Genomic DNA, 23,819 nt, shown 5'->3' with positions numbered 1-23,819 from the left:
CTGTTCCTCCGCCCTATCCTCCTGTGGTAGCGGGCTGACGTGGCGCAAGACAAGCTGGAAACCCGGATCAAGGCAAAGGCGGCCGAACTGGGCTTTGCCGCGATCGGTATCACCCATGCCGATGCCGCGCCCAAAACGGTCGAGCGGTTGCACCAATGGCTGGCCGAGGGACGCCACGGATCGATGATCTGGATGGCCGACCGCGCGCACCAAAGGCAAAGCCCCGCAAGCCTGTGGCCCGAGGTGCGCAGCGTCATCTCGCTGGGCGTCAGCTATGCCCCCGCCGAAGATCCGATGCGGCTGGCCGAACATAAGCGGATCGGGCGCATCTCGGTCTATGCACAGGGCGCCGACTATCATGACGTGGTCAAGCGGCAGTTGAAGGCGCTAGGCCGCTGGCTGGCGCAGGAGGCGGGGTGCGACCTGAAAGTCTTCGTCGATACCGCGCCGGTGATGGAAAAGCCGCTGGCCGAGGCGGCGGGGCTGGGCTGGCAGGGCAAGCACACCAATCTGGTCAGCCGCGAGCATGGCAGCTGGCTGTTCCTAGGCGCGATCTACACCACGCTGGAACTGGAGCCCGATGCGGTGGCGCGCGATACCTGCGGGCGCTGCGACGCCTGCCAGCGTGCCTGCCCGACTGATGCCTTTCCGGCGCCTTATCAGTTGGATGCCCGGCGGTGCATTTCCTATCTGACGATCGAACATGCCGGGCCCATCCCGGAGGAGTTCCGCGTGGCGATCGGCAACCGCATCTATGGCTGCGATGATTGCCTGGCGGTCTGCCCCTGGAACAAGTTCGCCGCGGCGGCGCAGGCGAACATGGCCTTCCACCCCCGCGCCGAGCTGACCGCGCCGGAACTGGGGGATTTGCTGTCGCTGGACGATGCCGAATTTCGGCAGGTCTTTTCCGGCTCACCGATCAAGCGGATCGGCCGCAACCGGATGGTGCGCAATGCGGCGATCGCAGCGGGCAATAGCGGCGCGGCGGAATTGGTGCCGGTGTTGCGGGGCTTGCTGGGGGACGCCGACCCGGTGGTTGTTGAAGCAGCGGAATGGGCCTTGGGGCGATTGAATGCACAACCGTCGTCATGGCGAGTGTAGCGAAGCAATCCCAATGTCCGGGCACGACGCCCCGGATCGCTTCGCTACGCTCGCCATGACGGAATAGGGGTCAGTCCACCCAGTCGAGCCCGATATCCCGGTACACATCCCGATCCTCGTCCCAGCCCGGCTTGACCTTCACATGCAGGTACAGATGCACCTTCTGTCCCAGTAATTCGGACAGTTGCGCCCGTGCCCGCGCGCCGATCTCCTTGATCCGCACGCCGTTCTTCCCGAGCACGATCGCGCGCTGGGTGGGGCGTTCGACCAGGATCTGCTGGTGGATCTCGACCGATCCGTCCTCGCGTTCCTTATAGGCCTCGGTCTCGACCGCGCTGGCATAGGGCAGTTCGGCATGAAGCTGGAGATAGATCTGCTCGCGCGTCACCTCGGCCGCCAGCGCGCGCTCGGTCGCGTCGGAGACCTGATCCTCCGGGTAATGCCACGGCCCCTGAGGCATCAGTCCGGCAAGGCGGGTCTTCAACTCGGGTAGCCCGTCGCCCGTCTGCGCGGAGACGAACCAGGTCTCGTCGAACGGCACCACCTGGTTGAGCTTTTCGGCATGGCCGAGCAGCCGCGCCTTGTCGGCGATATCGACCTTGTTGAGGATCAGATGCTTGGGTTCGGGCCGGTGTGCGATCGACTCGGCGATGGCGGTGACCTTGGGGCCGATGCCGCCCTTGCCATCGACGACCAGCGCCAGGATATCGGCGCCCTCCGCGCCTTCCCAGGCGGCTGCGACCATCGCGCGGTCGAGACGCCGCTTGGGCTCGAAGATGCCGGGCGTGTCGACCAGCAGGATCTGCGCCTCGCCTTCGATCGCGACGCCGAGCAATTTGGCGCGAGTCGTCTGCGCCTTGGGGCTGACGATGGCGACCTTCTGGCCGACCAGCGCGTTGACGAGGGTGGATTTGCCGGCATTGGGCGCGCCGACGACGGCAACAAGGCCGCAACGTTGTTCAGTCATGGCGACCAGCGGTACAGGCCCGGCCCCCTTCCCGCAACGCCAAGCCCATATGGACGGAATATAATGGTCCGATCACGGAACGGCCAAGCTCGCGCGCGCATTTTTTGCAGGTGATTTCAGAGTAAGGAGAGATGCCATGAAGACCCTTCTCACCGCGCTGTCGGCCGCCGCGCTGCTGACCGTCGCGGGCCCCGCCTCGGCCAAGGGTTGCCTGAAGGGCGCGGCCGTCGGCGGTGTCGGCGGGCATTTCGTCGGCAAGGGCCATGCGGTGCTCGGCGCCGCGGCGGGCTGCGCGATCGGCCACCACCGGGCCAAGGTGCAGGCGAAGAAGGAAGCAGCGGCCGCCAAGGGTAAGTAATTCGGTGACAGCCTGAGCGAGGCGGAGGTTTTCCCTTGGCCTTCGACTTCGCTCAGGCTGAACGGCTGTTGTGAAAAAGCCCCCCCCCGTTCAGGCTGAGCGAAGTCGAAGCCTAAGCCCCCCCTTACGCCTTTAACTTCGCCAGCAACGCCTTGGCGGCGGCCGTCTCGGCCTCCTGCTTGTTCGCCCCCGACGCGCTCGCCTCGGCGGTCCGCCCGATCCGCACCGTGACGGTGAAGCGCGGCGCGTGATGCGGGCCCGAGCGGTCGGTCACCTCATATTCCGGCGCCTTGCGATTATGCGCGGCGGCCCATTCCTGCAGCGCCGATTTAGGATGCTGCGGCGCCTTGCCCTGCGAGTGCACCCGATCACCCCAGGCCTTGCGGACAAAGGCACGCGCCGCATCCAGCCCCGCTTCCCGATACCAGGCGCCGATCAGCGCCTCCATCACATCGCCCAGCACATTGTCGCTATCCGACGCACCATCGTCCCGCGCCTGCTTGCCCAACCGCAGATGATCGCGCACGCCCAGGTCGCGCGCGACATCGGCGCACACCGGGCCCGTCACCAGCGAATTGAGCCGGCGCGATAATTGCCCTTCAGGTTCATTCGGAAACTGTTCCCACAGCCATTCGGCCATGATGAGGCCCAGCACCCGGTCACCCAGAAACTCTAGCCGCTCATAATTCTCCGCCGCCTGGCTGCCATGGGTCAGCGCGCGGTGAAAGGGTGCGCTATCCTGGGGGGCACGGCCGAAAATCTGGGTCAGCCAGGAATCGACAGAACTCAAAACCCTTCTCCGATCCGGTTCCAGCGCGCGGCGGATACCCATGTCCAGGGCTTGATCCATTCAGCCGAGCCATCGGTCGAGAAGAAGGTGACCGCCGCACGCCCCTCCAGCCGGTTCATCGGGATATAGCCCATGCCCATGGGCGGCGCGAAGCGGCTGTCCGCCGAATCATCGCGGTTGTCGCCCATCAGGAAGACGTCACCGGCGGGCACCGTATAGACGACCGTGTCGTCGCGATCGGGAAAGTCGCCCTGGTCGAGCACATCATAGCTCTTGCCATTGGGTAGCGTCTCGCGGAACCGGGCATAGCGGCACACCGCCTTCCCCGCGACAGTGTCGAGATGCTCGGCACCGCATTTCTCGGCGGGGAAATTGGGGGTCAGCGGCAGGATGAAATCGGCGACGCGCTGCTTGGGCACCGGGCGACCGTTCAGAATGACTTGGCCATTCTGCACCTGGATCGTGTCGCCGGGCAGGCCGATGACCCGCTTAATGACGTCATGATCGTCGGGCCCCGGCGAGCGGAACACCACCACGTCGCCGCGCGCCGGATCACGACCCAGGATACGACCGGGCAGCAAGGGCAGGCCGAAGGGAAAGGACCAGCGCGAATAGCCGTAATTCCACTTGGTCACGAACAGATAATCGCCGATCAACAGGCGCGGCAGCATCGATTCCGACGGAATGACGAACGACGTCACGATGAAGCTGCGCAGGATGAAGACGAACAACGCCAGCTTCAGGAAGAAGCGCAGCGTGTCCTTGGCTTCCGATTTTTGGGGTGTGTCGGCCATGGTCAGCGGGTTCGCGCAACCCGCCCGCGGCGTCAAGCCGCTTCGCCTTTCCTCGGGGCGGCATCGGCGATAGGGGAACCGCCCGTCCCTTCATCGGTACATCCCTGCATCCATGACCGAGTTCATCCTCAACCTCATCGCCTGGGGCGGCTATTTCGGCATCTTCCTGCTGATGGCATTGGAGAATATCCTGCCGCCCATCCCGTCCGAGGTCATCATGGGGCTGGGCGGCATGGCGGTGGCGCGCGGCGACATGGCGATGGTGCCGCTGCTGCTCTGGGGTACCGCCGGGACGACCGTCGGCAATTACGCCTGGTACGCGGTCGGGCGCTATATCGGCTATGAGCGGTTTCGCCCCTTTGTCGAGCGACATGGCCGCTGGCTGACCATGGACTGGCGCGATGTCGAGCGGCTGCACCTGTTCTTCGTGCGGCATGGCGGCTGGGTGGTCTTCGTCTTCCGCTTCATGCCGGCCTTTCGCACGATGATCTCGCTGCCCGCCGGCATCACCAAGATGCCGCTCGTCAAGTTCCTACTGTGGACCTTTGCCGGCAGCATCATCTGGAACGCGATCCTGGCCTATGCGGGGCTGTGGCTGGGCGCCAATTTCAAGGCGATCGATCGCTATATCGGGCCGGCGGCGATCGTGATGACGGTGGTCATCGTCATCGGCTATGTCTGGCGCGTGGTCACCTGGAAGCCGCGCTGCGAACGCTGAACGCCCTCACCCGCGCGGATGGGCGGTCCGATATATGTCCAGCAACCGCGCCGCATCGACCGCCGTATAGATTTGCGTCGAGCTCAGGCTCGCATGGCCGAGCAGTTCCTGAAGCTGGCGCAGATCGGCGCCGCGCCCCAGCAGATGCGTAGCGAAGCTGTGGCGGAGCGCATGCGGCGTGGTACGCGCGCCCAGTCCCAGCCGCTCGCGCGCGCCGCGCACCGACCGGCGGATGATCGCCGGCGACAGCGGGCCGCCCTTCGCCCCCCGAAACAATGGCTCTCGCCCCTCCACGGCAAAGGGCATCTGCGCGGCATAGCGCTCGATCGCCTCGCGCACCTGGGGCAGCAAAGGCACGATCCGGGTCTTGTCGCGCTTGCCCAAAACGCGCAGCGTCTCGCCCAGCGGCAGGATCGCGGCGGGCAGCGCCAGCGCCTCGCCGATGCGAAGCCCCGCGCCATAGAGAAGAAGAAGCACCGCCCAGTCGCGCGCCGCGATCCAGGGCTCGGCGGCATCCTCCGCGACATCCTCCGCTAGCGCAATGATATCGGCCGGCGCCTGGGGACGCGGCATGCTCCGCTTTCGGCGTGGGCCTTTCAGTGCCGGGGGCTCGATGCCGGCGAACTGAAGGAAGGTCCGTACCGCCGACAATTCCCGCGCGGTGGAGGCGGCGGTCAGCCCTTCTCCACGGCGGAATGCCAAATAGGCACGCAGATCGGTGGCGGTGATGCGAGACAAGGCTCCGGCATCGACTTCGCTGCCCCAATGCCGGGTAAGAAAACCGGTCAATCGCTCGGCGGTGGCGACATAGGCGCGGACCGTGTGATCCGATCGCCGCAGGTCCACGGTGAGATGGCGATAATAGTCGGCGATCAGCACGGTCATGTCATGGGCTTAGGCTGGATTGTGGCGGAGGTCATCCCGTGGCCTTCGACTTCGCTCAGGCTGAACGGAGGTCGGGATACAGGGGAATAGAGACGAGGCGAGCGCCCATCCCACCCTCCGTTCGCGCTGAGCGAAGTCGAAGCGCACGCCCGGCCCTCACCAAACAGAACCCAAAACAAAAGGGGCGTTTCCTCACGGAAACGCCCCTTCCAAAACCAAAGTCGGAAAAATCAGCGATCGAGGATCGCGTCGATCTCCGCCCCCACCGCGTCCATCGCGGCCATGCCATCGACGCGGGTCACGATACCGCGCGCTTCGTAGATCGGCAGGATCGGCGCCGTCTTGGCACGATACTCGGCCATGCGGGTACGCACCGTCTCGGCATTGTCGTCCGGACGCCGCTTGAACTCGGTCGAGCCGCAAACGTCGCACACGCCCTCGACCTGGGTCGGCTTGAAGGTGTCGTGATAGCCGGCACCGCACGACGCGCAGGTGAAGCGCCCGGTGATCCGCTCGACCAGCGCATCCTCGTCGACGGCCAATTCGATGACATGGTCCAGCGTCTTGCCACGTTCGGACAGCAGCAGGTCCAGCGCCTCGGCCTGGGCTTCGGTGCGCGGATAGCCGTCGAAGATCGCGCCACCCTCGGCATCCGCCTGGTCCAGCCGCTCGCCGATCAGCGCCGAGACGATCGCGTCGGACACCAGCTCGCCGGCATCCATCACCGCCTTGGCCTGGAGCCCGACAGGGGTGCCCGCCTTGACCGCCGCGCGCAGCATGTCGCCCGTCGACAGTTGCACCATGCCGCGATTGGCCACCAGCCGCTGCGCCTGGGTTCCCTTACCCGCACCGGGTGGACCCAGCAGGATGATGTTCACGCCCACGTCAATCTCCCCTCTTTGGCTGCGATTCGCCCGCGCTTCAGCGCAGGCGACCACCCTTCAGCTTCGCCTTCTTGATCAGATCGCCATATTGATGCGCGAGCAAGTGGCTTTGAATCTGCGTCACCGTGTCCATCGTCACGTTGACCACGATCAGCAAGCTGGTGCCCCCCAGATAGAAAGGAATCTGGAGCGCCGAGACCAGATATTCCGGCAGCAGACAGATGATGGTCAGATAGGCCGCGCCAATCACGGTGATACGGGTCAGCACGTAATCGAGATAGGTCTCGGTGTTCTTGCCCGGCCGGATGCCGGGGATGAACCCGCCATAGCGCTTCAGATTGTCCGCCGTCTCTTCCGGGTTGAACACGACCGCCGTGTAGAAGAACGAGAAGAAGATGATGCCCGCACCATAGAGCAGCATGTACACCGGGCTGCCGTGCTGCAGATACTGGTTGAGGCTGATGATGAAGTCGCCCCAGCGGCTCTCACCGGCCACGCGCTGCCCCGCGAACTGCGAGATGGTCAGCGGCATCAGCAGCAGCGACGAAGCGAAGATCGGAGGGATCACGCCGGCGGTGTTGATCTTCAGCGGTAGGTGGCTACGGTCGGCCTGCATGCCCCGCTGCGTCGCGCGCTTGGGATACTGGATCAGGATGCGGCGCTGGGCACGCTCCATGAAGCAGATGAACAGGACGAGGATGACGACGGCGACGACGATGCCGATCAGGCGGACCGGATCGATGCTGCCGGTGCGGCCGCCTTCGAGCAGGTTGACCAGCGTGGTCGGCAGATGGGCGACGATGCCCGCCATGATGATGAGCGACACGCCGTTGCCGATGCCCCGGCTGGTGATCTGCTCGCCCAGCCACATCAGGAACATCGTACCGCCGATCAGCGAGATGACCGCCGCAATGCGGAAGGTCATGCCCGGCTCGATCACCGCCTGGATGCCCTGGCTGGCGCCCAGCGTTTCGAGACCAACGGCGATGAAATAGCCCTGGATCGCGGTCAGCAGCACCGTGCCGTAGCGGGTATATTGGTTCAGCTTCTTGCGGCCGCTCTCGCCTTCCTTCTTGATGGCGGCGAGCTGCGGGCTCAGCGAGGTCGCGAGCTGCACGACGATCGACGCCGTGATGTACGGCATCACGCCCAGCGCGATCAGCGACATGCGGCTGAGCGAACCGCCCGAGAAGGTGTTGAAGAAGTCGAGCACGCCGCCCGTGGTCTTCTGGCTCAGCAGGCCCAGCGCGGTCGGGTCGACGCCCGGCAGCGGAACATAGCTGAGCAGGCGGAAGACGATCAGCGCGCCGATCGTGAACCACAGCCGCTTCTTGAGGTCGGTGGCCTTGGCGAATTTCGCCAGGCTGATGCTTTGCGCCATCTGGTCGGCTGCGGATGCCATAGCTGTTGCGTTATCCTGGAAACGAAAAACGGCGGGATGCGTTTTGAACCGCCCCGCCGCTCATATAGGCGCGAAGACGCGCTTGTCTAACCCGGATGCAAAATCCGCCGCTGTCATTCGGGCCGGAGCCTTGGGACAGCGGCGGATCTTATCCGGTTCAGGCCTTGGCGGCGAGCTTCGCGGCGCGGGCCTGGCCCTTCTTCGCGGCGGCCTTCTCGGCGGCGGGCACGACGTGCGGCACGTCGACCGAACCACCGGCCTTCTCGACCGCTTCACGCGCCGAGGCCGACACGCCCTGCACGACGAACGACAGCTTGGTGGTCAGTTCGCCCTTGCCGAGCAGACGGACGCCGTCCTTGCCGCCACGCGCCAGGCCAGCGGCCTTCAGCGCGGCGTGGTCGATCGTGCCGTCGGTCTTCAGCTTGCCCGAGTCGACCGCCTTCTGGATCGCGCCCAGATTCACCTCGGCATAGTCCTTGGCGAAGATGTTGTTGAAGCCACGCTTCGGCAGACGCATGTGGAGCGGCATCTGACCGCCCTCGAAGCCCGCAATGGACACGCCCTCACGGCTCTTCTGACCCTTGACGCCGCGACCACCGGTCTTGCCCTTGCCCGAACCGATACCGCGACCGACGCGGATCTTGGACTTGCGGGCACCCTGGTTGTCGAAAAGTTCGTTCAGCTTCATGATTTGCACTCGCTTTCGCTTGTTTCGCGCATGGCCGTCACTCGGGAAGAATCACGACCGTTGGATAAAAGGAAGGGGGCCGCATAGCCCCCTTCCCCGTGTTTGTCACTGTTCATTGTGACGGATGTGAGACCGGGACCGCATCCTTCTCTCCGTTCGCACTGAGCGAAGTCGAAGTGCAAGCGGAGCGGCGAGGCCTTCGATTACGCTCAGGCTGAACGGAGCGCAGGATCGATCCCGAAGTGCCTCAGTCCACCACCTGAACCATGTGCTGCACCTTGCGGATCATACCGCGGACTTCAGGGCTGTCCTGAAGCTCGGAGACCTTGTGCATCTTGTTCAGGCCCAGGCCGACGAGGGTCGCGCGCTGGTCCTTGGTGCGGCGGATCGGCGAACCGGTCTGCTTGACTTTGATGGTAGCCATGGTCGCTTACTCCACGACGGCCGCGGCTTCCGCCTCGGCAGTCTGCTGGGTGGCACCGTGACCGCGACCCAGCAGGTCGGCGATCTTCTTGCCACGACGCTGCGCCACCGCCTTCGGCGAAGTCTGGTCGCCCAGCGCTTCGAAGGTGGCACGGATCATGTTGTACGGGTTCGACGTGCCGACCGACTTCGTCACCACGTCGGCGACGCCGAGCGATTCGAAGATGGCGCGCATCGGACCACCGGCGATGATGCCGGTACCCTGCGGAGCCGAACGCACCGTCACGCGGCCCGCACCAAAATGGCCGTTGCCATCATGATGCAGCGTGCGACCGTCCTTCAGCGGAACGCGGACCATCGCCTTCTTGGCGGCAGCCGTCGCCTTCGAGATGGCTTCCGGCACTTCGCGCGCCTTGCCATGACCGAAGCCCGCACGTCCCTTGCCGTCGCCGACCACGACGAGCGCGGCGAAGCCGAAACGCTTACCGCCCTTCACGGTCTTCGAGACGCGGTTGATGTGGACGAGCTTTTCGATCAGCTCTTCGCCCTGCTCCTCGGCGCCACCGCGACGGTCGTCGCGACGACCACGGTTGCCGTCACGGCCGCCACGGCCGCGATCGCCGCCCGGACCACGGCCACGGCCGCCCCGGGGACCGCGACCCTGGGTCGCGTCCTGCGCGGCGCCTTCGGCACCGGCAACGGCCACGTTGTTCTCGTCAGCCATATTAGAACTCCAATCCCGCTTCGCGTGCCGCCTCGGCCAGCGCCTTGACGCGGCCGTGGAACAGGAAGCCGCCACGGTCGAAAACGACCTGCGTGACGCCGGCGGCCTTGGCCTTCTCGGCCACGCGCTTGCCGACTTCGCTCGCCGCTGCGACGTTCGCGCCCGACTGGCCGCGTGCGTCCTTTTCCAGCGTCGAGGCCGAAGCCACGGTACGACCCGCCTCGTCGTCGATCACCTGGGCATAGATGTGCTTGCCCGAGCGATGCACCGACAGGCGCGGACGGGTGCCCGCACGCGCACGCAGCGCGGTACGGTTGCGCCGACGGCGCTTCTCGAAAAGAGAGAGACCCTTGGTCATTACTTCTTCTTCCCTTCCTTGCGGAAGATGAACTCGCCGTCGTACTTGATGCCCTTGCCCTTATACGGCTCGGGCTTGCGCCAGCGGCGGATCTCGGCGGCCAGCTGGCCGACCTTCTGCTTGTCCGCACCGCTGATCTCGACGGTGGTGGCGTCCGGCGTCTTCACCTCGATGCCTTCCGGCACGTCGATGTTGACGTCGTGGCTGTAGCCGAGCTGCAGCTTCAGGGTCTTGCCCTGCGCGGCGGCGCGGTAGCCGACGCCGGTGATGACCAGCTTCTTCGAGAAGCCTGCGGTCACGCCGGTGACGAGGTTCTGCACCATGGTGCGCTGCATGCCCCAGAAGGCACGGGCGCGCTTGGTGTCGTTCGCGGGCTGGACCCCGATGGCGTCCGCCTGGACGTCATAGGTGATCTCGTCGGCGAGCGGCATGGAGAGGGTGCCCTTGGGCCCCTTCACGCTCAGCACCTTGTCGGCGATGGTCGCGGTGACGCCGGCCGGAACCGACACCGCCTTCTTACCAATGCGGCTCATCAGAACACCTCCGCCAGGACTTCGCCACCGACATTCTGCTCGCGCGCTTCGGCGTCCGACAGAACGCCACGCGGCGTCGACACGATGGTGATGCCCAGGCCGTTGCGAACGCGCGGAAGCTCCTGCGCGCCCGAATAGATACGGCGGCCGGGCTTGGACACGCGCGCGACATGCTTGATCGCGGGCTGGCCTTCGAAATACTTCAGCTCGATGCGGATGCCGGCCGCAGGGCCCATCTGCTCTTCGCTGTAGCCACGGATATAGCCTTCGCGCTGGAGCACGTCGAGCACGCGGGCGCGCAGCTTCGACGCAGGCGTCAGGACGGAGTCCTTGCGCGCGCGCTGGCCGTTGCGGATGCGGGTGAGCAAGTCACCCAGGGGATCGGTCACTGCCATCTCAAATGGTCCTTACCAGCTCGACTTGGTGACGCCGGGGATCAGGCCCTTGTTGGCCAGATCGCGCAGCATGACGCGAGCGAGACGGAACTTGCGGTAATACGCACGCGGGCGACCGGTGATCTCGCAGCGGTTGCGGATGCGGGTCGGATTGCCGTTGCGGGGGATCTCGGCCATCTTCAGGCGCGCGATCAGACGCTCGGTCTCATCGAGGCTCTGGTCGTTCGCGATCGCCTTCAGCTTCGCGTACTTGCCGGCATACTTCTTGACGAGAAGACGACGCTTCTCGTTCTTGTTGATTGAACTCAGTTTCGCCATGGACTTAAGCTCTTTCTGTAAGGACCCCCTCCCCGGCGTGGGGAGGGGGCAGTCCGGTTACGCCGCCTTCTTCTCGTCGGCAGCGTCTTCCTTGGGGAACGGGAAGCCGAACAGACGGAGCAGCTCGCGCGCTTCGTCGTCGGTCTTCGCCGAGGTGGTCACGATCACATCCATGCCGCGCACCTTGTCGATGCGGTCATAGTTGATTTCGGGGAAGATGATCTGTTCCTTGATGCCGCAGGCATAGTTGCCGCGACCGTCGAAGGACTTCGGATTCAGGCCGCGGAAGTCGCGAACGCGCGGCAGCGCGATCGTGATGAAGCGGTCCAGGAATTCGTACATGCGCTCGCGACGCAGCGTGACCTTCACACCGATCGGCATGCCTTCACGCAGCTTGAACTGCGCGATCGACTTCTTCGCCTTGGTGATGACGGGCTTCTGACCCGCGATCAGCTCCATCTCGGAGGCGGCCTGGTCGACGCGCTTCTTGTCCTGCGTCGCTTCGCCCACGCCCATGTTGAGCACGATCTTCTCGATCCGGGGGATCTCGTTGACGTTCTTGTAACCGAACTTGTCGGTCATCGCCTTGATGATGCTATCGTCATAGATAGCCTTCATGCGGGGCTTGTAATCAGCCATCGATCTTCTCCCCGGTCTTGACGGCCACGCGGACCTTCTTGCCATCCTGCGTCTCGAAACGGACGCGGGTCGGCTTGCCATCGGCGGTCACGTGCGCAACCTTCGAGATGTGCAGCGGAGCGGCCGTGCGCTCCAGGCCACCCTGCGGGTTCGCCTGGGTCGGCTTGCGGTGACGGGTGGCGATGTTGACGCCGTCCACGACGACCTTGCCGTCCTTCGGCATCGCCAGCGACACGGTGCCGGTCTTGCCCTTGTCCTTGCCGGACAGGACGATGACCTTGTCACCCTTCTTGATGCGTGCAGCGGCCATTACAAAACCTCCGGCGCCAGCGAGATGATCTTCATGTGCTTCTTACCGCGAAGCTCACGCACGACCGGGCCAAAGATACGGGTGCCGATCGGCTCCTCGTTCTTGTTGACCAGCACGGCGGCGTTACCGTCGAAACGGATCACCGAACCGTCGGCGCGACGGATGTCCTTGGCGGTACGCACGATCACCGCGCGGTGAACGTCGCCCTTCTTCACGCGGCCACGCGGCTGCGCTTCCTTGACGCTGACGACGATGATGTCGCCGACCGATGCGGTACGGCGCTTCGAGCCGCCCAGCACCTTGATGCACTGCACCCGCTTCGCGCCGCTGTTGTCCGCGACGTCGAGATTGGACTGCATCTGGATCATGGATCCGCTTCCTTCTCTCTTCTGGGGTGGATACCGACCCAACCCCGCCTTAAAAAACGACCCCCGGCGCGGAGGTCCGCGCCAGGGGGAGAGGCCCCATAGCCACTCCTGGTGCGAAAGGCAAGCGAGTCGCTTGGAACCTTTCGCCCAATCCGCTCATCGCCCCGAAGGGCGCCGTCTCATTCCGAACCCCGCCCCTCCAACACGGAGAAGCGGGACTCGAAATCAAGAACGTCAGCCCTCGGCCGAGGCCCGTTCCGGCGTCGTGTGGGTGTTCACCCGCTCGATCACCTTCCAGGTCTTCAGCTTCGAGATCGGGGCGGTCTCTTCGATCCGCACCGTCTCACCGGCCTTGAACTCATTGCTCTCGTCGTGAGCATGATACTTCTTCGACCGACGGATGATCTTGCCGTAGAGGGGGTGCTTAACCTTCCGCTCCACATTGACGACGACCGTCTTGTCGGTCTTGTCCGAGACAATCACCCCGGTCAGCACGCGCTTCGGCATGTGTCTCGGTCCTTACTTGGCAGCCGCAGCGGTGCGCTGCGCTTGAATGGTCTTGATCCGCGCGATGTCGCGACGGACTTCCTTGACCCGGCTGGGCTTTTCGAGCTGGCTGGTGGCCGCCTGGAAGCGCAGGTTGAACTGCTCCCGCTTCAGGTTGCCCAGCGCCTCGACGAGCTGGTCGTCGCTCTGGCCGGTATATTCAGTCTTGGCCATTACTCGCCTCCGAGGTGCGAGGTGTCGCCCAGGCGGGCAACGACCTTGGTCTTGATGGGCAGCTTCATCGCGGCGCGCTCGAACGCCTCGGCGGCCAGCGGGCCGTCGACACCGTCGAGCTCGAACAGGATGCGACCCGGCTTCACGCGGGCGGCCCAGAATTCCGGCGAACCCTTACCCGAGCCCATGCGGACTTCGGCAGGCTTCGACGAAACCGGAACGTCCGGGAAGATGCGGATCCACAAGCGGCCCTGACGCTTGATGTGACGCGTGATCGCGCGGCGAGCCGCCTCGATCTGGCGAGCGGTGATACGCTCCGGCTCCATGGCCTTCAGGCCATAGGAACCGAAGTTCAGGCTGGTGCCGCCCTTCGCATCGCCGTGGATGCGGCCCTTGAAGGCCTTGCGGAACTTGGTGCGCTTTGGTTGCAGCATGTTCTTTGATCCTTAGCGGCGATGATCGTCGCGCGCCGGGCGCACGCCGGAGGTCTGAGCCTCCATCATCAGCCGGTCCTGCGCCATGGGGTCATGACCCAGGATCTCGCCCTTGAAGATCCACACCTTCACGCCGCACACACCATAAGCGGTGTGGGCCTGCGCTTCGGCATAGTCGACGTTCGCACGCAGCGTGTGCAGCGGAACGCGGCCTTCACGATACCATTCGGTACGCGCGATTTCCGCGCCGCCCAGACGGCCGCCGCAGGTGATACGGATGCCTTCGGCGCCCAGACGGAGCGCCGACTGCACCGCACGCTTCATGGCGCGACGGAACGCGATACGGCGCTCCAGCTGATCGGCCACGCCCTGCGCGACGAGCTTGGCGTCGATCTCGGGCTTGCGGATTTCGACGATATTCAGCGACACGTCGGACGAGGTCATCGAACCCAGCTTCTTGCGAAGCTTTTCGATGTCGGCGCCCTTCTTGCCGATGATCACGCCCGGACGCGCCGCGAAGATCGAGATGCGGCACAGCTTAGCCGGACGCTCGATGACGACCTTCGAGATCGCGGCCTGGGGCAGCGTCTTCATGATGTACTGGCGGATCTTCAGATCCTCCAGCAGCAGGCGGCCATAGTCATGGCCTTCGGCGAACCAGCGGCTGTCCCAGGTGCGGTTGATCTGGAGACGCAGGCCGATCGGATTGCTCTTCTGACCCATTATGCTTCTTCCTGCTCGCGGACGACGATGCGGAGCCGCGAAAACGGCTTCAGGATGCGGGTGGACTTGCCACGGCCGCGCGTCGCGAAACGCTTCATGGTGATCGACTTGCCGACCGACGCCTCGGCGACGACGAGCGCGTCGACGTCGAGGTTGTGGTTGTTCTCGGCATTGGCGATCGCGGAGGCTAGGACCTTGCGCGCGTCGACGGCCATCGCCTTCGTCGAGAAAGCGAGGATGTTCATCGCGTCGCCGGCCTTCTTGCCGCGGATGAGCCCCGCGACCAGGTTCAGCTTCTGCGCCGAACCACGGATCTGCGTGCCGACCGACAGCGCTTCCTTCTCACCGACCTTGCGGGGGGATGCGGGCTTGGACATCAGCGCTTACCCTTCTTGTCGGCAGCGTGGCCGGGGAAGTAGCGCGTGGGCGCGAATTCACCGAGCTTCATGCCGACCATGTCCTCGTTCACCGAGACGGGAACGAACTTGCGACCATTGTAGACGTTGAAGGTCAGGCCGACGAACGACGGCAGGATGGTCGAGCGACGCGACCAGGTCTTGATCGGACCTGCGCGGTTGCCAGCATCCTGAGCCACTTCGGCCTTCTTCAGGAGATGGAGGTCCACGAAAGGACCCTTCCAAACGGAACGAGCCATTGCGTGTTAGCCCTTCTTCTTGGCGTGACGGCTACGGATGATCATCTTGTCCGTCGCCTTGTTGTGACGAGTGCGCGCACCCTTCGTCGGCTTGCCCCACGGGGTGACCGGATGACGGCCGCCCGAGGTCCGGCCTTCACCACCGCCGTGCGGGTGGTCGACCGGGTTCTTCGCGACACCGCGGGTAAGCGGACGATGGCCCTTCCAACGGTTGCGACCAGCCTTCGCCAGGTTGGTGTTGCCGTTGTCGGGGTTCGACACCGCGCCGACGGTCGCCATGCAGTCTGCACGGATGTAGCGCTGCTCGCCCGAGTTCAGACGGACGATGACCATGCCCTTGTCGCGACCCACGACCTGCACATAGGTGCCGGCCGAACGTGCGATCTGACCGCCCTTGCCAGGCTTCATCTCGACGTTGTGGACAATGGTGCCGACCGGCATCTGGCCCAGCTCCATGGCGTTGCCCGGCTTCACGTCGGTCTTCTTGCCGGCGATGACCTTGTCGCCAACGGTCAGACGCTGCGGCGCGATGATGTAGGCCAGGTTGTCCTTGCCCTCGGCATCGGTGCCATAGTTGATCAGCGCGATGAAGGCGGTGCGGTTGGGATCATATTCGATCCGCTCCACGGTGCCCTCGACGTCCCACTGACGACGCTTGAAGTCGATGAAGCGGTAACGCTGCTTGTGGCCGCCCGCGATGCCGCGGCTGGTCACATGGCCCTTGTTGTTGCGGCCGCCGGTCTTGCGCTTGCCTTCGGTGAGCGCCTTGACGGGCGCGCCCTTCCAGAGCGCCGAGCGGTCGACGAGGATCAGGCCGCGGCGGGCCGGGCTCGTCGGGTTATAATGCTTGAGTGCCATCGCCTCAGATCCCCGTCGTCACGTCAATGGACTGACCGTCCTTGAGGGTGACGATCGCCTTCTTCATGTCCGAGCGCTGGTACGGAGCGCCCTTCCACTTCTTGGTCTTGCCCTTCTGGACGATGGTGTTCACGCCGGTGACGGTCACGTCGAACAGCGCTTCCACCGCCGCCTTGATCTCGGGCTTGGAAGCACCGGGGGCGACCTTGAACACCACGGCGTTGTGCTCGCTGAGGAGCGTCGCCTTCTCGGTGATGTGCGGCGCAACGATCACGTCGTAATGACGCGGATCGATCGCCTTCTGCTGCTTAGCCATGGAAACGGGCCTCCAGCTTTTCGACAGCCGAGCGCGTCAGCACCAGGGTGTCATGCTTCAGAATGTCGTAGACATTGGCGCCAGCGGCCGGAAGGACGTTGATTTCCTTCAGGTTGCCCGCGGCCAGCGCGAACGACGTCTCGACGGCGTCGCCATCGATGACCAGCGCGGTCTTGCCGAAGCCGAGCTTCACCAGATCGCCCTGCAGCGTCTTCGTCTTGTTACCCTCGACGGCCAGATCGTTCATCACGATCAGCGAACCCGCCTTGGCGTGGCTCGACAGCGCCATCTTCAGGCCCAGGGCGCGAACCTTCTTGTTCAGACCCGGGTTGAAGTCGCGGACGCGGGCGCCGTGCGCCTTACCACCGCCGATGAAGACGGGGGCCCGACGATCGCCGTGACGAGCGACACCGCCGCCCTTCTGGCGACCGAGCTTCTTGCCCGAGCGGGCGACATCGGCGCGCTCACGGGTGCCGCGCGCGGTGGCGCGACGCTTTTCCAGCTGCCAGGTCACAACGCGGTGCAGGATGTCGGCGCGCGGATCGAGGCCGAAGACCTCGTCGTTGAGCTCGATGTCCGCGGCGTCGGTGCCGGCGAAGGATTGAACCTTGACCTTCACGACTTAGCCCTCCTGGCTCTCGGTGGCTTCCGGAGCAGGCTCGGCAGAAGCGTTATTGTTGGCGGCCGCCTTGATGCTGGCGGGGAACGGGGCGTCCGCGTGGCGCGAAACCTTGACCGCGTCCTTGACGATCAGCCAGCCACCCTTCGAGCCGGGCACCGAGCCCTTGACGAAGATCAGGCCGCGCTCGACGTCGGTCGACACGATTTCCAGATTCTGCTGGGTGCGGTTCTTGTCGCCCATGTGGCCGGCCATCTTCTTGTTCTTGAAGACGCGACCCGGATCCTGACGGTTACCGGTCGAACCATGCGAACGGTGCGAGACCGAGACGCCGTGGGTCGCACGCAGACCACCGAAGTTCCAGCGCTTCATCGCACCGGCAAAGCCCTTACCCTGGGTACGACCCTGGATATCGACATACTGACCGGGGACGAAATGGTCGGCGGCGATTTCCGCGCCGACGTCCAGCAGGCCGTCTTCGTTCACGCGGAACTCGACCAGCACCTGCTTGGGCTCGACTTCGGCCTTGCCGAAGTGGCCACGCTGCGGCTTGGCAACATTCTTGGTCTTGGCGACACCTGCACCAAGCTGGACGGCGGTGTAGCCGTCACGATCCATCTCGCGGCGAGCGACGACCTGTACGCCTTCAAGCGCCAGGACGGTGACCGGCACGTGCCGACCATCGTCCTGGAACAGGCGGGTCATCCCCAGCTTCTTCGCGATCACGCCGGTACGCATGATCCTGTTCCTTCCTCGACAGAGGCCCCCAAGAACCATTCAAGGGGGGCATATCCAGCCCGGATAAAGCGAAACGAGCCCCCGTCCCGGGCTGGCGACCGGCGGACCGGTCAGACGGGGGACGCTGCCCCGGCACCATCCCGCTTTCGCGAGATCACCGGGCGGTATCCCTTAAGAGTGCCGGATCGCGGGAGCGACCTCGACGCGTTGCCTGGCAGCTTTAGAACCAGGAAACGCCAAAATCCCGTGGGACGGAATCGTCAACCACGGGAACGCTGGCCCTCTTACGCCAGCTTGATCTCGACATCAACACCTGCGGCGAGGTCGAGCTTCATCAGCGCATCGACGGTCTGCGGGGTCGGCTGCACGATGTCCAGCATCCGCTTGTAGGTACGGACCTCGAACTGCTCGCGCGACTTCTTGTCGATGTGCGGACCACGGTTGACCGTGAACTTCTCGATGCGCGTCGGAAGCGGGATCGGACCGCGGATAAGAGCGCCGGTACGGCGCGCGGTGTCGGCGATGTCGCCGGTCGCCTGATCGAGCACGCGATGGTCGAACGCCTTCAGACGAATGCGGATATTGCTGTCCATGATCCCTACCGATGCGAAAGAGCGGGCTTTCCGGTTGCGATCACGACAGCGGCAAGTGCGATCGGTCTGTCCGACCATGCACTCGACCGTCCGCCGTGAAGGCGACCTTGGGCCGAAACAAACTCTGGGTTACGACAGTGGCGGAAAGACCACCCCTGCCCTCACTAAAAGCAAACGGCCGACTCCGGTTTTTCCGGTGCCAGCCGATTCCCTCAAGGCGTGTGCCTATACGCAGATGCGGGGGGTGCCGCAAGGGGTGGATGCGGCTTTTTGTTGGAAGGGGTGGAACCCTGCGTCAACAGGCGCAAATCCCCCACCCCGTTCAGCCTGAGCGAAGTCGAAGGCTACGCCTTGGTCGAGCCGCCTGGCGTGCACTTCGACTTCGCTCAGTGCCAACGGACGTAGTGAGGCCACCACCCTCACCCTTTCCGCTCGCTCACGCGGGCGGGGCCCTTCCCTCTCCCGGCGGGAGAGGGAGGAAGGCGCGTAGCGCCGGAATGGTGAGGGTGTCGCGTCCAACGCCACAAACGAAAAAGGCCGACCCCGTCGCCGGGGCCGGCCCTTTTACCGATAAGCTACAGGCTTTCGCCCGAGACTTACTTGTCGATCGAGCTGACGACGCCGGCGCCGACGGTACGACCGCCTTCACGGATCGTGAAGCGCTGACCGATGTCCATGGCGATCGGAGCGATCAGCTTCACGCCCAGAGCGACGTTGTCGCCCGGCATGACCATCTCGGTGCCCTCAGGCAGCTCGACGGTGCCGGTGACGTCGGTCGTGCGGAAGTAGAACTGCGGACGATAGTTCGCGAAGAACGGGGTGTGACGGCCGCCTTCTTCCTTCGACAGGACGTACACTTCCGACTGGAAGTCGGTGTGCGGGGTGATCGAACCCGGCTTGGCCAGAACCTGACCACGCTCGACTTCGTCACGGGCAACGCCACGGATCAGCGCGCCGATGTTGTCGCCGGCCTGGCCCGAGTCGAGCAGCTTGCGGAACATTTCCACGCCGGTGACGGTGGTCTTGCGGGTGTCGTTAATGCCGACGATCTCGACTTCTTCACCAACCTTGATGATGCCGGTTTCGACACGGCCGGTGACGACGGTGCCGCGACCCGAGATCGAGAACACGTCTTCGATCGGCATCATGAACGGCTTGTCGAGCGGACGCTCCGGCTGCGGGATGTATTCGTCGACCTGCTTCATCAGCTCGAGAACGGCATCCTTGCCGAACTTGTCGTTCGAACCCGACAGCGCGCAGGTCGCCGAACCCTTGACGACGGGGATGTCGTCGCCCGGGAATTCGTACGAGCTGAGCAGCTCGCGGATTTCCAGCTCGACCAGCTCGAGGATTTCCTCGTCGTCGACCAGGTCGACCTTGTTCATGAACACGACCATCGCGGGCACGCCGACCTGGCGGGCGAGCAGGATGTGCTCGCGGGTCTGCGGCATCGGGCCGTCGGTCGACGAAACGACGAGGATCGCGCCGTCCATCTGCGCCGCGCCGGTGATCATGTTCTTCACATAGTCGGCGTGGCCCGGGCAGTCGACGTGCGCATAGTGGCGCGCTTCGGTCTCATACTCGACGTGCGCGGTCGAGATGGTGATGCCGCGCTCACGCTCTTCCGGCGCCTTGTCGATGTTCGCGAAGTCCACCGCCGCGTTGCCGGCGACGTTATCCGCCAGAACCTTGGTGATCGCTGCGGTCAGCGAGGTCTTGCCGTGGTCGACGTGGCCGATGGTGCCGATGTTGAGGTGCGGCTTGTTCCGCTCGAATTTTGCCTTTGCCATTTTCCTACCTTCTGAATCGAATTCGGTGCCGCATCCGAGGCCACGCGAACGCGGCCCCATAGCGGGTGTTTGAAGCGATTGCCAGCCCCTAGCGTGCTCCCCGCGCCTCCGGTTTCCCGAAGGCGCGGAAGACGCTTAGGCCATCTTCGCCTTGACCTCGTCCGCAACATTCTGCGGCACTTCGTCATAGTGCGAGAACTGCATCGAGTACTGCGCACGGCCCTGGGTGAACGAGCGGAGCGCGTTCACATAGCCGAACATGTTGGCCAGCGGGACCATCGCCTCGACCGTCTGCGCGTTGCCGCGCGTGTCGGTGCCCTGGATCTGGCCACGACGGCTGTTCATGTCGCCGATGACGTCGCCCAGATAGTCTTCCGGGGTCACGACTTCGACCTTCATGACCGGCTCGAGCAGCGTGATGCCCGACTTCTGGGCCGCTTCGCGCATCGCGCCACGGGCACAGATTTCGAACGCCAGCGCCGACGAGTCGACGTCGTGGTACGCGCCGTCATACAGCAGGACTTCGAAGTCGATGATCGGGAAGCCGACCAGCGAACCGGTTTCCGCGGTTTCACGGAAGCCCTTCTCGATCGCGGGGATATATTCCTTCGGAATGTTACCGCCCTTGATCTCGTCCTTGAAGACGAAGCCCGAACCACGCTCGCCCGGGGTCAGCTTGACCTTGACGCGACCGAACTGGCCGGTGCCGCCCGACTGCTTCTTGTGCGTGTAGTCGATGTCGACCGGCTTCTTGAGGTATTCGCGATACGCCACCTGCGGCGCACCGACGTTCGCCTCGACCTTGAACTCGCGCTTCATGCGGTCGACCAGGATCTCAAGATGGAGCTCGCCCATGCCCTTGATGATGGTCTGGCCCGACTCGGCGTCCGAGGTCACGCGGAACGAGGGGTCCTCGCGAGCGAGACGATTGAGCGCGACGCCCATCTTCTCCTGGTCGGCCTTGGTCTTCGGCTCCACCGACAGCTCGATGACGGGCTCGGGGAATTCCATGCGCTCCAGGATGATCGGGGCGTTCTGCGCGCAGAGCGTGTCACCGGTCGTGGTATCCTTGAGGCCCGCGAGCGCGACGATGTCGCCGGCATAGGCTTCCTGGATGTCCTCACGGCTGTTCGCATGCATGAGCAGCATGCGGCCGATCTTTTCCTTCTTGTCCTTGACCGAGTTCAGGACCTGCGACGAGGTCTCGAGCTTGCCCGAATAGATGCGGGCGAAGGTCAGCGAACCGACGAACGGGTCGTTCATGATCTTGAACGCCAGCGCCGAGAAGGGCTCGGTGTCCGACGAAGGACGCTCGTCCGGCGTCTCGCCGTCGAGCTTCACGCCCTTGATGGCCGGAACGTCGAGCGGGCTCGGCAGATAGTCGATGACCGCGTCGAGCAGGGGCTGCACGCCCTTGTTCTTGAACGCCGAGCCGCAGACCACGGGGACGAACGCCATTTCCAGCGTGCCCTTGCGGATCAGCTTCTTCAGCTCGTCCACCGACGGCTCGTTGCCCTCGAGGTACGATTCCATCGCGGCGTCGTCCTGCTCGACGGCCATTTCGATCAGGTCGCTGCGATACTTGGCGGCCTTTTCCTTCAGGTCATCGGGGATGTCCTGATATTCGAACTTGGCACCCAGCGACTCTTCGAGCCAGATGATCGCGCGGTTGTGGACCAGGTCGACCAGGCCCTTGAAGCCGCCCTCGATGCCGATCGGCAGATACAGGACCGCCGGACGCGCGCCGAGACGCTCGATGATCGAGTTCACGCAAAAATAGAAGTCGGCGCCGGTGCGGTCGAGCTTGTTGACGAAGCACATGCGCGGCACGCCGTACTTGTCGGCCTGACGCCACACGGTTTCCGATTGCGGCTCAACACCCGCCACGCCGTCGAAGCAGGCGACCGCGCCGTCGAGCACGCGGAGCGAACGCTCCACTTCGATGGTGAAGTCGACGTGCCCGGGGGTGTCGATGATGTTGATGCGGTTGTCGTTCCAGAAACAGGTCGTCGCGGCCGACGTGATGGTGATGCCGCGCTCCTGCTCCTGCTCCATCCAGTCCATGGTGGCGGTGCCTTCGTGCACTTCGCCGATCTTGTAGGACTTGCCGGTGTAATAAAGAATGCGCTCGGTCGTGGTCGTCTTGCCGGCATCGATGTGCGCCATGATGCCGATGTTGCGATACTTCTCGAGCGGATGGCTGCGGGCCATGATCGATCTTCCTCAAGCGTAGGGGGGAGCCGGTTGGCCCGGCTCCCCCTTATATAGGCTGTTTGCGTGACCAGCGGAAGACCGCCGGCACCGCACCCTGAAAAGGTTGCGGCAGGCCGGAAACAAATCCGGTCCGCCGCAAGGCCCTTACCAGCGGTAGTGCGAGAAGGCGCGATTCGCTTCCGCCATGCGGTGCGTATCTTCGCGCTTCTTGACCGCGTTGCCGCGGTTGTTCGCGGCATCCATCAGCTCACCCGACAGACGCGCGGCCATCGTGTTCTCCGAACGGGCGCGCGACGCGCCGATCAGCCAACGGATGGCCAGAGCCTGGGCGCGCTCCGGACGGACTTCGACCGGAACCTGGTAGGTCGCACCGCCGACGCGGCGCGAACGGACTTCGATGCCCGGCTTGATGTTGTTCAGCGCATCGTGGAACACGCCGATCGGATCGCGCTTGGCGCGAGTCTCGACGGTTTCCAGAGCACCGTACACGATAGCTTCGGCCACGGACTTCTTACCGTCCAGCATGACCGAATTCATGAACTTCGACAGGACCACATCTCCGAACTTGGGGTCCGGCAGGATTTCCCGCTTTTCGGGACGACGACGACGAGCCATTCTCGTATTTCCTTACAAAACTTCAGCCTTTGGTGGTCGAGGAGCCTCAGGAGAGGCCCGACCGGCTTACTTCGGACGCTTCGCGCCGTACTTCGAGCGGGACTGCTTGCGATCCTTCACACCCTGCGTGTCGAGAACGCCGCGCAGCACGTGGTAGCGCACGCCGGGAAGGTCGCGCACACGGCCGCCGCGGATGAGCACCACCGAGTGCTCCTGCAGGTTGTGGCCTTCGCCCGGGATGTACGAAATGACTTCGCGGCTGTTGGTCAGACGGACCTTGGCCACCTTGCGAAGCGCCGAGTTCGGCTTCTTCGGGGTCGTCGTGTAGACACGGGTGCAAACGCCGCGCTTCTGCGGGTTCTGCTCCATTGCAGGGACCTTGGACTTGGCCTTCTGCAGTTCGCGGCCCTTGCGGACCAGCTGGTTGATCGTCGGCATTGAAGCCTTCACCTTTCCATGAGGTTACTTTGCTGGAGCCATCACAGCACTTCGGAATACAAAAAGGGGCCTTTGCGGCTTTCGCCCGGCCCTATTCGCATCCAGCAATGTTCAAGCTTGCCCGACGGACATGTCCCGAATCCCGAGAAATCCCCTTCGTGCAGCGGCGGCCTATACGCGGGAGTCGGGCGGGGGTCAATGTCGGCGCGGGGAGCACGGCAAGCGCTCTTTCGAACTATATGCGGAAATCACATAATTGGGTCTTGTCCCGACCGGCTAGCCGGGCTAATGGCGGCCGCCTCGCAGGAGTGTAGCTCAGTTGGTAGAGCATCGGTCTCCAAAACCGAGGGCCCACGGTTCGAGTCCGTGCACTCCTGCCACTTTTCCCGACATCGTTGGATTTGTAACGCCGCCCTCGCGGTGAGCGTCCCGTTGCGCCTTTTTCCTCCCC

34 protein-coding genes and 1 tRNA gene are annotated in these 23,819 nt (G+C 64.3%); 4 read left to right on the top strand and 31 right to left on the bottom strand.

The genetic code is table 11. The features are described from left to right. Positions 1-39 precede the first annotated feature (39 nt). Positions 40-1,101, top strand: a complete 1,062-nt coding sequence (gene queG, locus SP6_RS00950) for a tRNA epoxyqueuosine(34) reductase QueG (protein ID WP_007406040.1) — start codon at positions 40-42, stop codon at positions 1,099-1,101. Positions 1,102-1,171: 70 nt separating this feature from the next. Here the strand turns inward: queG and era are convergent, their stop codons facing one another. After that, positions 1,172-2,068 carry a GTPase Era gene (era, locus tag SP6_RS00945; RefSeq protein WP_007406064.1) on the bottom strand — a complete coding sequence of 299 codons (897 nt, stop codon included), beginning with the start codon at positions 2,066-2,068 and terminating at the stop codon, positions 1,172-1,174. A 136-nt stretch (positions 2,069-2,204) separates the two neighbouring features. Between era and SP6_RS00940 the strand changes: the two genes are divergently transcribed. After that, positions 2,205-2,426, top strand: a complete 222-nt coding sequence (locus tag SP6_RS00940; RefSeq protein ID WP_007406128.1) for a hypothetical protein — start codon at positions 2,205-2,207, stop codon at positions 2,424-2,426. 124 nt (positions 2,427-2,550) lie between these two features. Here SP6_RS00940 and rnc read toward each other — a convergent pair whose 3' ends face one another. Continuing rightward, entirely contained in the window at positions 2,551-3,258 is a 708-nt protein-coding gene (gene rnc / locus SP6_RS00935) for a ribonuclease III (RefSeq protein WP_007406052.1), read from the bottom strand. Then, positions 3,213-4,010 (bottom strand): signal peptidase I, encoded by a 798-nt coding sequence (gene lepB / locus SP6_RS00930; RefSeq protein WP_007406119.1) that lies wholly within the window; start codon positions 4,008-4,010, stop codon positions 3,213-3,215. Before lepB ends, rnc begins: the two co-directional genes overlap by 46 nt. Positions 4,011-4,122: 112 nt before the next feature. Here lepB and SP6_RS00925 point away from each other — a divergent pair, with 112 nt between their 5' ends. After that, on the top strand, positions 4,123-4,728 hold the full coding sequence (locus SP6_RS00925) for a DedA family protein (protein WP_007406089.1): 606 nt from the start codon (positions 4,123-4,125) through the stop codon (positions 4,726-4,728). 6 nt (positions 4,729-4,734) lie between these two features. Here the strand turns inward: SP6_RS00925 and SP6_RS00920 are convergent, their stop codons facing one another. The 28 genes from SP6_RS00920 to rpsL all read right to left on the bottom strand — a co-directional run bounded on the left by SP6_RS00920 (position 4,735) and on the right by rpsL (position 23,368). Continuing rightward, positions 4,735-5,613, bottom strand: coding sequence for a tyrosine recombinase XerC (locus SP6_RS00920; RefSeq protein ID WP_007406050.1), 879 nt, complete (start codon positions 5,611-5,613; stop codon positions 4,735-4,737). Positions 5,614-5,843: 230 nt separating this feature from the next. Then, positions 5,844-6,491 (bottom strand): adenylate kinase, encoded by a 648-nt coding sequence (locus SP6_RS00915; protein ID WP_007406143.1) that lies wholly within the window; start codon positions 6,489-6,491, stop codon positions 5,844-5,846. Positions 6,492-6,534: 43 nt separating this feature from the next. Continuing rightward, positions 6,535-7,899, bottom strand: coding sequence for a preprotein translocase subunit SecY (gene secY / locus SP6_RS00910; RefSeq protein WP_037569375.1), 1,365 nt, complete (start codon positions 7,897-7,899; stop codon positions 6,535-6,537). A 157-nt stretch (positions 7,900-8,056) separates the two neighbouring features. Next, complete coding sequence (rplO, locus tag SP6_RS00905) at positions 8,057-8,587, bottom strand: 50S ribosomal protein L15 (protein WP_007406041.1); 531 nt, start codon at positions 8,585-8,587, stop codon at positions 8,057-8,059. Between the two features lie 247 nt (positions 8,588-8,834). Further along, positions 8,835-9,011, bottom strand: coding sequence for a 50S ribosomal protein L30 (gene rpmD / locus SP6_RS00900; RefSeq protein ID WP_007406145.1), 177 nt, complete (start codon positions 9,009-9,011; stop codon positions 8,835-8,837). Positions 9,012-9,017: 6 nt separating this feature from the next. Next, on the bottom strand, positions 9,018-9,734 hold the full coding sequence (gene rpsE, locus SP6_RS00895; RefSeq protein ID WP_007406126.1) for a 30S ribosomal protein S5: 717 nt from the start codon (positions 9,732-9,734) through the stop codon (positions 9,018-9,020). A gap of 1 nt (position 9,735) precedes the next feature. Next, positions 9,736-10,092: a 50S ribosomal protein L18 gene (rplR, locus tag SP6_RS00890; RefSeq protein ID WP_007406066.1), complete on the bottom strand. Its 357-nt coding sequence runs from the start codon at positions 10,090-10,092 to the stop codon at positions 9,736-9,738. Then, positions 10,092-10,625, bottom strand: coding sequence for a 50S ribosomal protein L6 (gene rplF, locus SP6_RS00885; protein WP_007406127.1), 534 nt, complete (start codon positions 10,623-10,625; stop codon positions 10,092-10,094). Before rplF ends, rplR begins: the two co-directional genes overlap by 1 nt. Beyond that, complete coding sequence (gene rpsH / locus SP6_RS00880) at positions 10,625-11,020, bottom strand: 30S ribosomal protein S8 (RefSeq protein WP_037569377.1); 396 nt, start codon at positions 11,018-11,020, stop codon at positions 10,625-10,627. The genes rplF and rpsH overlap by 1 nt, the downstream gene beginning before the upstream one ends. Positions 11,021-11,032: 12 nt before the next feature. Continuing rightward, the gene (gene rpsN, locus SP6_RS00875; protein ID WP_007406083.1) at positions 11,033-11,338 is read right to left on the bottom strand and encodes a 30S ribosomal protein S14; all 306 of its coding nucleotides are present in this window, start codon (positions 11,336-11,338) and stop codon (positions 11,033-11,035) included. A 57-nt stretch (positions 11,339-11,395) separates the two neighbouring features. After that, entirely contained in the window at positions 11,396-11,977 is a 582-nt protein-coding gene (gene rplE / locus SP6_RS00870; protein WP_037569379.1) for a 50S ribosomal protein L5, read from the bottom strand. Beyond that, entirely contained in the window at positions 11,970-12,287 is a 318-nt protein-coding gene (rplX, locus tag SP6_RS00865) for a 50S ribosomal protein L24 (protein ID WP_007406132.1), read from the bottom strand. Before rplX ends, rplE begins: the two co-directional genes overlap by 8 nt. Then, complete coding sequence (gene rplN / locus SP6_RS00860; protein ID WP_007406105.1) at positions 12,287-12,655, bottom strand: 50S ribosomal protein L14; 369 nt, start codon at positions 12,653-12,655, stop codon at positions 12,287-12,289. The genes rplX and rplN overlap by 1 nt, the downstream gene beginning before the upstream one ends. A 234-nt stretch (positions 12,656-12,889) precedes the next feature. Further along, a complete protein-coding gene (gene rpsQ / locus SP6_RS00855) occupies positions 12,890-13,162 on the bottom strand; it encodes a 30S ribosomal protein S17 (protein ID WP_037569382.1) in 273 nt (90 codons plus the stop codon). Between the two features lie 12 nt (positions 13,163-13,174). Continuing rightward, on the bottom strand, positions 13,175-13,375 hold the full coding sequence (rpmC, locus tag SP6_RS00850; protein ID WP_007406063.1) for a 50S ribosomal protein L29: 201 nt from the start codon (positions 13,373-13,375) through the stop codon (positions 13,175-13,177). Continuing rightward, the gene (gene rplP, locus SP6_RS00845; RefSeq protein WP_007406071.1) at positions 13,375-13,809 is read right to left on the bottom strand and encodes a 50S ribosomal protein L16; all 435 of its coding nucleotides are present in this window, start codon (positions 13,807-13,809) and stop codon (positions 13,375-13,377) included. The genes rpmC and rplP overlap by 1 nt, the downstream gene beginning before the upstream one ends. Before the next feature lie 12 nt (positions 13,810-13,821). Beyond that, entirely contained in the window at positions 13,822-14,532 is a 711-nt protein-coding gene (gene rpsC, locus SP6_RS00840; protein ID WP_007406047.1) for a 30S ribosomal protein S3, read from the bottom strand. Beyond that, positions 14,532-14,909 (bottom strand): 50S ribosomal protein L22, encoded by a 378-nt coding sequence (gene rplV, locus SP6_RS00835; RefSeq protein ID WP_007406087.1) that lies wholly within the window; start codon positions 14,907-14,909, stop codon positions 14,532-14,534. Before rplV ends, rpsC begins: the two co-directional genes overlap by 1 nt. After that, the gene (gene rpsS / locus SP6_RS00830) at positions 14,909-15,187 is read right to left on the bottom strand and encodes a 30S ribosomal protein S19 (RefSeq protein WP_037569384.1); all 279 of its coding nucleotides are present in this window, start codon (positions 15,185-15,187) and stop codon (positions 14,909-14,911) included. The genes rplV and rpsS overlap by 1 nt, the downstream gene beginning before the upstream one ends. A gap of 6 nt (positions 15,188-15,193) precedes the next feature. Further along, on the bottom strand, positions 15,194-16,045 hold the full coding sequence (rplB, locus tag SP6_RS00825; protein WP_007406051.1) for a 50S ribosomal protein L2: 852 nt from the start codon (positions 16,043-16,045) through the stop codon (positions 15,194-15,196). A gap of 4 nt (positions 16,046-16,049) precedes the next feature. Then, the gene (locus tag SP6_RS00820) at positions 16,050-16,361 is read right to left on the bottom strand and encodes a 50S ribosomal protein L23 (RefSeq protein WP_007406080.1); all 312 of its coding nucleotides are present in this window, start codon (positions 16,359-16,361) and stop codon (positions 16,050-16,052) included. Next, complete coding sequence (gene rplD, locus SP6_RS00815; protein ID WP_007406134.1) at positions 16,354-16,980, bottom strand: 50S ribosomal protein L4; 627 nt, start codon at positions 16,978-16,980, stop codon at positions 16,354-16,356. The genes SP6_RS00820 and rplD overlap by 8 nt, the downstream gene beginning before the upstream one ends. Positions 16,981-16,983: 3 nt before the next feature. After that, a complete protein-coding gene (gene rplC / locus SP6_RS00810) occupies positions 16,984-17,718 on the bottom strand; it encodes a 50S ribosomal protein L3 (protein ID WP_007406081.1) in 735 nt (244 codons plus the stop codon). A 284-nt stretch (positions 17,719-18,002) separates the two neighbouring features. After that, a complete protein-coding gene (gene rpsJ, locus SP6_RS00805; RefSeq protein WP_007406109.1) occupies positions 18,003-18,311 on the bottom strand; it encodes a 30S ribosomal protein S10 in 309 nt (102 codons plus the stop codon). A 596-nt stretch (positions 18,312-18,907) separates the two neighbouring features. Beyond that, positions 18,908-20,101, bottom strand: coding sequence for an elongation factor Tu (tuf, locus tag SP6_RS00800; protein WP_007406059.1), 1,194 nt, complete (start codon positions 20,099-20,101; stop codon positions 18,908-18,910). A 135-nt stretch (positions 20,102-20,236) separates the two neighbouring features. Continuing rightward, positions 20,237-22,312, bottom strand: a complete 2,076-nt coding sequence (gene fusA, locus SP6_RS00795; protein WP_007406097.1) for an elongation factor G — start codon at positions 22,310-22,312, stop codon at positions 20,237-20,239. 147 nt (positions 22,313-22,459) lie between these two features. Beyond that, positions 22,460-22,930, bottom strand: a complete 471-nt coding sequence (rpsG, locus tag SP6_RS00790; RefSeq protein ID WP_007406077.1) for a 30S ribosomal protein S7 — start codon at positions 22,928-22,930, stop codon at positions 22,460-22,462. A gap of 66 nt (positions 22,931-22,996) precedes the next feature. Next, positions 22,997-23,368 carry a 30S ribosomal protein S12 gene (rpsL, locus tag SP6_RS00785; protein WP_007406072.1) on the bottom strand — a complete coding sequence of 124 codons (372 nt, stop codon included), beginning with the start codon at positions 23,366-23,368 and terminating at the stop codon, positions 22,997-22,999. A gap of 304 nt (positions 23,369-23,672) precedes the next feature. On the opposite strand from rpsL, the gene SP6_RS00780 reads away from it, so the two are divergent. After that, positions 23,673-23,748 (top strand) — tRNA-Trp (locus SP6_RS00780). The last annotated feature ends 71 nt before the right edge of the window (positions 23,749-23,819 follow it).

It is taken from the genome of Sphingomonas paucimobilis NBRC 13935 (assembly GCF_000739895.2).
Classification (GTDB): Bacteria; Pseudomonadota; Alphaproteobacteria; order Sphingomonadales; family Sphingomonadaceae; genus Sphingomonas; species Sphingomonas paucimobilis.
This window is presented reverse-complemented; position numbering and strand designations above follow the sequence as displayed.

Coding starts and splice junctions, on each gene's coding strand:
- rpsG (WP_007406077.1), bottom strand. CDS start 22,930: ATGGCTCGTCGTCGTCGTCCCGAAAAGCGGGAAATCCTGCCGGACCCC.
- rplO (WP_007406041.1), bottom strand. CDS start 8,587: ATGAAGCTGAACGAACTTTTCGACAACCAGGGTGCCCGCAAGTCCAAG.
- rpsC (WP_007406047.1), bottom strand. CDS start 14,532: ATGGGTCAGAAGAGCAATCCGATCGGCCTGCGTCTCCAGATCAACCGC.
- SP6_RS00920 (WP_007406050.1), bottom strand. CDS start 5,613: ATGACCGTGCTGATCGCCGACTATTATCGCCATCTCACCGTGGACCTG.
- fusA (WP_007406097.1), bottom strand. CDS start 22,312: ATGGCCCGCAGCCATCCGCTCGAGAAGTATCGCAACATCGGCATCATG.
- rplF (WP_007406127.1), bottom strand. CDS start 10,625: ATGAGCCGCATTGGTAAGAAGGCGGTGTCGGTTCCGGCCGGCGTCACC.
- rpsS (WP_037569384.1), bottom strand. CDS start 15,187: ATGGCTCGTTCCGTTTGGAAGGGTCCTTTCGTGGACCTCCATCTCCTG.
- SP6_RS00820 (WP_007406080.1), bottom strand. CDS start 16,361: ATGGCTAAGCAGCAGAAGGCGATCGATCCGCGTCATTACGACGTGATC.
- rpsJ (WP_007406109.1), bottom strand. CDS start 18,311: ATGGACAGCAATATCCGCATTCGTCTGAAGGCGTTCGACCATCGCGTG.
- rplE (WP_037569379.1), bottom strand. CDS start 11,977: ATGGCTGATTACAAGCCCCGCATGAAGGCTATCTATGACGATAGCATC.
- rplX (WP_007406132.1), bottom strand. CDS start 12,287: ATGGCCGCTGCACGCATCAAGAAGGGTGACAAGGTCATCGTCCTGTCC.
- rplN (WP_007406105.1), bottom strand. CDS start 12,655: ATGATCCAGATGCAGTCCAATCTCGACGTCGCGGACAACAGCGGCGCG.
- rplC (WP_007406081.1), bottom strand. CDS start 17,718: ATGCGTACCGGCGTGATCGCGAAGAAGCTGGGGATGACCCGCCTGTTC.
- rpmC (WP_007406063.1), bottom strand. CDS start 13,375: ATGGCCAAGACTGAATATACCGGCCAGAGCGACGACCAGCTCGTCGAG.
- secY (WP_037569375.1), bottom strand. CDS start 7,899: ATGGCATCCGCAGCCGACCAGATGGCGCAAAGCATCAGCCTGGCGAAA.
- rpsN (WP_007406083.1), bottom strand. CDS start 11,338: ATGGCGAAACTGAGTTCAATCAACAAGAACGAGAAGCGTCGTCTTCTC.
- rpsE (WP_007406126.1), bottom strand. CDS start 9,734: ATGGCTGACGAGAACAACGTGGCCGTTGCCGGTGCCGAAGGCGCCGCG.
- rpmD (WP_007406145.1), bottom strand. CDS start 9,011: ATGGCTACCATCAAAGTCAAGCAGACCGGTTCGCCGATCCGCCGCACC.
- rnc (WP_007406052.1), bottom strand. CDS start 3,258: ATGGGTATCCGCCGCGCGCTGGAACCGGATCGGAGAAGGGTTTTGAGT.
- SP6_RS00940 (WP_007406128.1), top strand. CDS start 2,205: ATGAAGACCCTTCTCACCGCGCTGTCGGCCGCCGCGCTGCTGACCGTC.
- rpsH (WP_037569377.1), bottom strand. CDS start 11,020: ATGGCAGTGACCGATCCCCTGGGTGACTTGCTCACCCGCATCCGCAAC.
- rplP (WP_007406071.1), bottom strand. CDS start 13,809: ATGCTGCAACCAAAGCGCACCAAGTTCCGCAAGGCCTTCAAGGGCCGC.
- SP6_RS00925 (WP_007406089.1), top strand. CDS start 4,123: ATGACCGAGTTCATCCTCAACCTCATCGCCTGGGGCGGCTATTTCGGC.
- rpsL (WP_007406072.1), bottom strand. CDS start 23,368: ATGCCGACGATCAACCAGCTGGTCCGCAAGGGCCGCGAACTGCAGAAG.
- era (WP_007406064.1), bottom strand. CDS start 2,068: ATGACTGAACAACGTTGCGGCCTTGTTGCCGTCGTCGGCGCGCCCAAT.
- rplB (WP_007406051.1), bottom strand. CDS start 16,045: ATGGCACTCAAGCATTATAACCCGACGAGCCCGGCCCGCCGCGGCCTG.
- tuf (WP_007406059.1), bottom strand. CDS start 20,101: ATGGCAAAGGCAAAATTCGAGCGGAACAAGCCGCACCTCAACATCGGC.
- rplR (WP_007406066.1), bottom strand. CDS start 10,092: ATGACCAAGGGTCTCTCTCTTTTCGAGAAGCGCCGTCGGCGCAACCGT.
- lepB (WP_007406119.1), bottom strand. CDS start 4,010: ATGGCCGACACACCCCAAAAATCGGAAGCCAAGGACACGCTGCGCTTC.
- rpsQ (WP_037569382.1), bottom strand. CDS start 13,162: ATGCCGAAGCGCGTGCTGACCGGGGTGATTGTCTCGGACAAGACCGAC.
- rplV (WP_007406087.1), bottom strand. CDS start 14,909: ATGTCCAAGCCCGCATCCCCCCGCAAGGTCGGTGAGAAGGAAGCGCTG.